This is a genomic window from Streptomyces sp. MBT53, from assembly GCF_016654115.1.
Taxonomy (GTDB): Bacteria; Actinomycetota; Actinomycetes; order Streptomycetales; family Streptomycetaceae; genus Streptomyces.
The window spans coordinates 1-5,123 of record NZ_JAEQAZ010000339.1; the positions used below are offsets into that span (position 1 = coordinate 1).

Here is a 5,123-nt window from a genome sequence, read left to right on the forward strand (position 1 = left end):
GGGGTGGCTGGCGCGGGGGCGGAGTCTGCTCCGGGTCCCGGACTCAAAAAAAGTCGCCTCCTACATAGACGGGATTACAGGTGTGCGAGTTTCTCCAGTACGGGGGCGGCGGCGACGATCTTCGCCCACTCGTCCTCGTCGAGGCCGTCGACCAGGCCGGCCAGGAACGCGTTGCGCTTGCGGCGGCTCTCTTCGAGCATCGCCTCGGCCTGGGGGGTCTTGGTGACGACCTTCTGGCGCCGGTCCTCGGGGTGCGGCTCCAGCTGCACCAGCCCCTTGGCCTCGAGCAGCGCCACGATGCGGGTCATCGAGGGCGGCTGCACGTGCTCCTTGCGAGCGAGCTCGCCCGGGGTCGCGCTGCCGCAGTTGGACAGGGTGCCCAGCACCGACATCTCGGTGGGGCTCAGTGACTCGTCGACCCGCTGGTGCTTGAGTCGACGGGACAACCGCATCACGGCTGACCGCAGGGAGTTCACAGCGGCAGCGTCGTCGCCATGGGTAAGGTCCGGCATGTTCCTTAGCGTAACTCATTACTCTCGCTAAAGACCAACCGGACGCGCAGGGGACACGCCGAGATGCCCGTGACCCTGGCCACTGAACCCGGGGGTCCGGGGGCACCCCCGGCAAACATCGCGTCACCCATATGAGTGATACCGGCGCGGAACGTCACCCACCGCCCGGAACCGCCCCGGACCCTCGTCTGTATGGGGACCAGCGTGCTCAGCCTGCGGATAGACGGGGAGCTGCTTCAGCGGCTCCGGCACCATGCGGCGAAAAGGGGAATGAGCGTCCAGGACTACGTGGTCCAGACGCTCATCCGGGACGACTTCGACGAGCGGTTCCAGACCGCGGTCGAGGAGACAGAGAAGTTCTACGGGGTCAACGGGGTCACGTGAGACCCAGGGCCGGCATCAGGTAGTAGAAGCCGAAGACCGCCGCCACGACATACATCGGCACCGGGACCTCACGGCCCCGGCCCGCCACCAGGCGCAGCACCACGAAGGTGATGAAGCCCATGCCGATGCCGTTGGTGATCGAGTAGGTGAACGGCATCATCACCATCGTGATGAAGGCCGGGACGGCGATGGTGTAGTCGGCCCAGTCGATCTCCTTGACGGAGCCCGCCAGGATCAGGAAGCCCACCGCGAGCAGGGCCGGGGTGGCCGCCTGGGAGGGGACCATCGTGGCGATGGGCGTGAGGAACAGTGCTACGGCGAAGAGGGCACCCGTGACGACGTTCGCGAAGCCGGTGCGGGCGCCCTCGCCGACGCCGGCCGTGGACTCCACGAAGCAGGTGGTGGCCGACGAGGAGCTGGCGCCGCCGGCCGCGACCGCGATGCCGTCGACGAAGAGCACCTTGTTGATGCCGGGCATGTTGCCCTCGCCGTCGGTCAGCTTGGCCTCGTCGCTGATGCCCATGATCGTGCCCATCGCGTCGAAGAAGCACGACAGCAGGACCGTGAAGACGAACAGGACGCCGGTCAGCACGCCGACCTTGGAGAAGCCGCCGAACAGGCTGAACTTGCCGATCAGGCCGAAGTCCGGGGTGGCGACCGGGTTTCCGGGCCACTTCGGGGTGGTCAGGCCCCAGGAGGGGATCGTGGCGACCGCGTTCACGATCACCGCGAGGACGGTCATCGTGACGATCGAGATCAGGATCGCGCCGGACACCTTGCGGACGATCAGCCCGAGGGTGAGCAGCACACCGAGGATGAAGATCAGCACCGGCCAGCCGTTGAGGTGACCGTCGGCGCCGAGCTGGAGCGGGACGGTGGTCTGGGCGGCGTCCGGGATGCGGGTGATGAACCCGGAGTCCACGAGCCCGATCAGCATGATGAACAGGCCGATACCGATGGAGATGGCCTTGCGCAGGCCGTAGGGCACCGCGTTCATGACGCGCTCGCGCAGCCCGGTCGCGACCAGGAGCATCACGACCAGGCCGGCCAGGACGACCATGCCCATCGCGTCCGGCCACGTCATGCGGGGCGCGAGCTGGAGGGCGACGACGGAGTTCACGCCGAGTCCGGCGGCCAGCGCGATCGGCACGTTGCCGATGACACCCATGAGGAGCGTGGTGAACGCGGCGGTGACGGCGGTGGCGGTGACCAGCTGGCCGTTGTCGAGGTGGTGCCCGTACATGTCCTTCGCGCTGCCGAGGATGATCGGGTTCAGCACGATGATGTACGCCATCGCGAAGAAGGTGGCGAACCCGCCCCGGATCTCTCGGGGGAGGCTGCTGCCCCGTTCGGAGATCTTGAAGTAGCGGTCGAGGGCGGTCTGCATTGGATGTTCCTACGAGCAGAAGTGGACAGACGGAAACCGTTTCAGTATGAACATATGAAGACGTCAGGCGCTATCTCCGCGCGTAGACCCGAGAGTGTTGCGCCGCCTCGTAAGCTGTGGGCATGGCGAAGTGGACACCGACACACGAGGCACCGGAGCCCCTGGAGGGCCCGATCGTCCCGACCATCATCGGCGGCACGATCCTCTGGTTCGTCCTCTTCCTGGTACAGCTCCCCTTCTACGGCTGGTTCGACGACCACGGTCATCTGTGGTGGCTGTGGACCTGCCTGGCCGGGGCCGGGCTCGGGCTGATCGGCATCTGGTACGTCCGGGGGCGGGACGCGGCCCTCAAGCGCGCGGCGGAGGCCTCTGCGGCGACTGCTGCCGAGTAAGGACCCTCCCCTACAACCACGGCATCACGCCGCCCCGCCCGCCGTCCTCCCCTGGTCGGATCTTCCGGGCACTCGGCGGGTGAAGCCGTAAATCCGCACGTACCGTCGAATGCATGACGCACACCGACGCGGGCGCCGAACTCGACCCTGTGCACCCCGTGCCCGTTCCGGCGCGGCGGGCCCATGGACTCAGCACCGCCGAGGTCGCCGAACGGGTGGCGCGCGGGGAGGTCAACGACGTCCCGGTGCGCAGCAGCCGGTCCCTCGGCGAGATCGTGCGCGCCAACGTCTTCACCCGGTTCAACGCGATCATCGGTGTGCTCTGGCTGATCATGCTGTTCGTGGCGCCGTTGCAGGACAGCCTGTTCGGGTACGTGATCCTCGCCAACACCGGGATCGGGATCATCCAGGAGTGGCGGGCGAAGCAGACCCTCGACTCCCTCGCGGTGATCGGCGAGGCGAAGCCGACGGTACGGCGGGACGGGGCCGCCGTCGAGGTCAGTACGTCGGAGATCGTGCTCGGGGACCTCATCGAGATCGGGCCCGGGGACAAGGTCGTGGTCGACGGGGAGTGCGTCGAGGCCGACGGGCTCGAGATCGACGAGTCGCTGCTCACCGGTGAGGCCGACCCGGTCGTCAAGCGGCCGGGGGACGCGGTCATGTCCGGGAGCTTCGTGGTCGCCGGCGGTGGCGCGTTCGAGGCGACGAAGGTGGGGCGTGAGGCGTACGCGGCCCAACTCGCCGAAGAGGCCTCGCGGTTCACGCTCGTCCACTCCGAGCTGCGTACCGGTATCTCCACGATCCTCAAGTACGTGACGTGGATGATGATCCCGACCGCGATCGGCCTGGTCATCAGCCAACTCGTCGTCAAGCAGCACGGGTTCAAGGACTCCATCGCGCGGACGGTCGGCGGGATCGTGCCGATGGTCCCGGAAGGGCTCGTCCTGCTCACCTCGGTGGCCTTCGCGATCGGGGTCATCCGGCTTGGCCGGAAACAGTGCCTCGTGCAGGAGCTGCCGGCCATCGAGGGGCTCGCCCGCGTCGACACGGTCTGCCTCGACAAGACGGGCACGCTCACCGAGGGCGGCATGGACGTCACCGAGCTGCGTCCGCTGGGCGGGGCCGACGAGACGTACGTACGCAAAGTCCTGGGCGCGCTGGGCGAGTCGGACCCGCGGCCGAACGCGTCTCTAAAGGCGATCATCACCGCCTTCCCGGACAGCGAGGAGTGGCGGTGCGTCGAGTCGCTGCCGTTCTCGTCGGCGCGCAAGTACAGCGGGGCGTCCTTCAGCGAGGGCGACGGGGAGTCCAGCACGTGGCTGCTCGGGGCGCCCGACGTGTTGCTGGGTGCGGATGATCCGGCGCTGGCCGAGACCGGGCGGCTGAACGAGCAGGGGCTACGGGTGCTACTGCTGGCCCGGGTCGCGGGCGAGCTGGACGATCCCGAGGTGGCGCGGGGGGCCGAGGCGACCGCGCTGGTGGTGTTGGAGCAGCGGTTGCGGCCCGACGCGGCGGAGACGCTGCGGTACTTCGCCGAGCAGGACGTCCACGCCAAGGTGATCTCCGGGGACAACGCGGTGTCCGTCGGGGCGGTGGCCGGGAAGCTGGGGCTCACCGGGCAGGTCGTGGACGCCCGTCAACTGCCCTCGGATCAGGGGGAGATGGCGAAGTCCCTCGACGAGGGCACGGTGTTCGGGCGGGTCACTCCGCAGCAGAAGCGGGACATGGTGGGGGCGTTGCAGTCCCGCGGGCACACGGTCGCGATGACCGGGGACGGTGTCAACGACGTGCTCGCCCTCAAGGACGCCGACATCGGGGTGTCGATGGGCTCAGGGTCCGAGGCGACCCGGGCGGTCGCGCAGATCGTGCTGCTCAACAACAGCTTCGCGACGCTGCCTTCGGTCGTCGCCGAGGGGCGGCGGGTCATCGGGAACATCACCCGGGTGGCGACGCTGTTCCTGGTGAAGACCGTGTATTCGGTGTTGTTGGCGGTGCTGGTGGTGTGCTGGCGGGTCGAATATCCCTTCCTGCCGCGGCACTTGACGCTGCTGTCGACGCTGACGATCGGCGTCCCCGCGTTCTTCCTGGCACTTGCGCCCAACACGGAGCGTGCGCAACCCCACTTCGTGCGGCGGGTGATGCGGTACTCGATCCCGGGTGGGGTGATCGCCGGGGCGGCGACGTTCGTGACGTATCTGATCGCCCGTCACTACTACACGGGGAAGGGGTCGTTGGGGGCGGAGACCAGTGCGGCGACCCTGACGTTGTTCCTGATCTCGATGTGGGTGCTGGCGATCATCGCCCGGCCGTACACGTGGTGGAGAGTCACGCTGGTGGCTTCGATGGGGGCCGCGTTCGTGGTGGTGCTGATCGTGCCCTGGCTCCAGCACTTCTTCGCGTTGAAGCTGGTGGGGGTGACCATGCCGTGGGTCGCGGTGGGGATCGCGG

General features: G+C 68.0%; 5 protein-coding genes. 3 read left to right on the plus strand and 2 right to left on the minus strand.

Annotation, left to right across the window (positions count from 1 at the left end; all coding sequences use genetic code 11):
• Positions 1 to 74: 74 nt before the first annotated feature.
• Positions 75 to 512, minus strand: a complete 438-nt coding sequence (locus tag JHN45_RS50200) for a MarR family winged helix-turn-helix transcriptional regulator (protein WP_019072529.1) — start codon at positions 510 to 512, stop codon at positions 75 to 77.
• A gap of 192 nt (positions 513 to 704) precedes the next feature.
• Between JHN45_RS50200 and JHN45_RS50205 the strand changes: the two genes are divergently transcribed.
• The gene (locus JHN45_RS50205; RefSeq protein WP_201056140.1) at positions 705 to 896 is read left to right on the plus strand and encodes a ribbon-helix-helix protein, CopG family; all 192 of its coding nucleotides are present in this window, start codon (positions 705 to 707) and stop codon (positions 894 to 896) included.
• Here JHN45_RS50205 and JHN45_RS50210 read toward each other — a convergent pair.
• On the minus strand, positions 889 to 2,283 hold the full coding sequence (locus JHN45_RS50210) for an NCS2 family permease (RefSeq protein ID WP_201056141.1): 1,395 nt from the start codon (positions 2,281 to 2,283) through the stop codon (positions 889 to 891). The two genes, JHN45_RS50205 and JHN45_RS50210, sit on opposite strands and share 8 nt — an antisense overlap.
• A gap of 122 nt (positions 2,284 to 2,405) precedes the next feature.
• Here JHN45_RS50210 and JHN45_RS50215 point away from each other — a divergent pair, with 122 nt between their 5' ends.
• Together JHN45_RS50215 and JHN45_RS50220 are read left to right on the plus strand one after the other, a co-directional pair.
• Positions 2,406 to 2,675, plus strand: a complete 270-nt coding sequence (locus JHN45_RS50215; RefSeq protein WP_201056142.1) for a DUF2530 domain-containing protein — start codon at positions 2,406 to 2,408, stop codon at positions 2,673 to 2,675.
• A gap of 113 nt (positions 2,676 to 2,788) precedes the next feature.
• Positions 2,789 to 5,123, plus strand: a 2,335-nt coding sequence (locus tag JHN45_RS50220) for an HAD-IC family P-type ATPase (protein ID WP_201056143.1), incomplete at its 3' end; no start/stop codon positions are given.

Bases quoted from the DNA above. Each gene is read 5' to 3' on its own strand.
- JHN45_RS50215 (WP_201056142.1), top strand. From the start codon at position 2,406: ATGGCGAAGTGGACACCGACACACGAGGCACCGGAGCCCCTGGAGGGC.
- JHN45_RS50210 (WP_201056141.1), bottom strand. From the start codon at position 2,283: ATGCAGACCGCCCTCGACCGCTACTTCAAGATCTCCGAACGGGGCAGC.
- JHN45_RS50200 (WP_019072529.1), bottom strand. From the start codon at position 512: ATGCCGGACCTTACCCATGGCGACGACGCTGCCGCTGTGAACTCCCTG.
- JHN45_RS50205 (WP_201056140.1), top strand. From the start codon at position 705: ATGGGGACCAGCGTGCTCAGCCTGCGGATAGACGGGGAGCTGCTTCAG.